This is a genomic window from Stenotrophomonas sp. HMSC10F07, from assembly GCF_001807895.1.
GTDB lineage: Bacteria > Pseudomonadota > Gammaproteobacteria > Xanthomonadales > Xanthomonadaceae > Stenotrophomonas > Stenotrophomonas sepilia.
In genome coordinates, this window is sequence record NZ_KV791450.1 from 1 (window position 1) to 1,311 (window position 1,311).

1 protein-coding gene and 1 pseudogene are annotated in these 1,311 nt (G+C 65.7%); both read left to right on the top strand.

Translation table 11 applies throughout. The features are described 5' to 3' along the window. The coding region (locus tag HMPREF3114_RS19000; protein ID WP_256337663.1) for a flagellin at nt 1-723 on the top strand (723 nt) is incomplete at its 5' end. Between the two features lie 86 nt (nt 724-809). After that, nucleotides 810-1,311, top strand: a pseudogene (locus tag HMPREF3114_RS19005) (flagellin); the annotation flags it as partial.

Genomic DNA, 1,311 nt, shown 5'->3' on the forward strand with positions numbered 1-1,311 from the left:
ATCGCCATCGACAAGACCATCGATGCCAAGGCCAACGCCCTGGGCGGCGCCAAGTTCGACACCAACTCGCTGGCCCTGGCCGACCCGGGCACCAACGCCGACCTCAAGGTCACTGGCCTGCAGATCAATGGCGTGACCATCGCCGACGTCGATGTCAAGCAGGGTGCCGACGCCGCTGCCACCGGCAAGGCCTCCCGCGAGGCGCTGGTGACTGCCATCAACGCCAAGATCGGTGAGACCGGTGTCTACGCCGAAGTGAACGGCACCGCTGGCGTCACCCTGACCTCGGTCAAGGACAGCGTCAACGCCGATGGTTCGTTCAAGGCCATCACCGCATCGGTGGGCACCTGGACCGGCGCTACCGCACCGACCTTCACCGCCACCACTGCTGCTGCAGCGCCGGCCGCGAAGTACGCCAGCAACCTGGACGTCAGCACCGTGAAGGGCGCCCAGCAGGCGATGGAAATCGTCGACAAGGCCCTGGGTGCGATCAACAGCACTCGTGCCGACCTGGGCGCCGTGCAGAACCGCTTCACCTCGGTGGTGGCCAACCTGCAGACCTCGTCGGAGAACCTGTCGGCTTCGCGTAGCCGCATCAAGGACACCGACTTCGCCAAGGAAACCGCAGAACTGACCCGCACCCAGATCCTGCAGCAGGCCGGTACGGCCATGCTGGCCCAGGCCAACCAGGTGCCGCAGGGCGTGCTCAGCCTGCTGCGCTGATCCGCTTACTGATCGACCTCCGGGCGCTGCATGACGCCGCGCCCGGATCCTGAAACACGTTCCACCTTCGCCAAAGGAAATGCACCATGGCACAAGTCATCAACACCAACACCATGTCCCTGAATGCTCAGCGCAACCTGAGCACCAGCGGCAGCTCGCTGGCCACCACCATCCAGCGCCTGTCCTCCGGTTCGCGCATCAACAGCGCCAAGGACGACGCCGCCGGCCTGGCGATCTCCGAGCGCTTCGGCACGCAGATCCGCGGTACCGACGTCGCCATCCGCAATGCCAACGACGGCATCTCGCTGGCCCAGGTCGCCGAAGGCTCGCTGACCGAAATCGGCAACAACCTGCAGCGCGTCCGCGAGCTGTCGGTGCAGGCCGCCAACGCCACCAACTCGGCCAGCGACCGCAAGGCCCTGCAGGCCGAAGTGACCCAGCTGGTCTCGGAAATCGACCGCGTCGCCAAGCAGTCGGACTTCAACGGCACCAAGCTGCTGGACGGTTCGTTCTCCAGCCAGCTGTTCCAGGTCGGTGCCAACGCCGGCCAGGCCATCGCCATCGACAAGACCATCGATGCCAAGGCCA